The organism is Mesorhizobium sp. M2E.F.Ca.ET.209.01.1.1, from assembly GCF_004010375.2.
In the GTDB taxonomy this organism is placed as follows: Bacteria; Pseudomonadota; Alphaproteobacteria; order Rhizobiales; family Rhizobiaceae; genus Mesorhizobium.
Map to the genome: position 1 here is coordinate 1 of NZ_SADP02000573.1, position 348 is coordinate 348.

General features: G+C 58.3%; 1 pseudogene. It reads right to left on the reverse strand.

From position 1 onward, the window contains the following. A pseudogene (locus EN852_RS36960) lies at positions 1-348 on the reverse strand (formate dehydrogenase); the annotation flags it as partial.

Genomic DNA, 348 nt, shown 5'->3' on the forward strand with positions numbered 1-348 from the left:
GCCGTGTGCTCTTTGATGAAAGTCGTGTCGAGGACACGTTCTGGACCGCTCTTTTTAGCAACGTCGTCGAATGCCAGTACCGCCTTGGCAATGCCGGTCATGGCCGCGATGTCGCCACCAGCCCGGATCTGGAAGAAGTCGCTGGACATCTTCGTCCCCGGGCCAGGCGACAGCATCTCAACGGGATTCTGCGGATTCTTGAACCTTACCAAACCGCGCTCGTGCAGGGGATTGAAGGTGATGACTGGCACGCCGCGCTGGCGGGCGTCTTCGATGGGGTGCAACAGGCGCGGTGCTGTAACACCGGTATTGTGGCCAAAGAAGAACATCAGGTCGGATTTTGCGAAA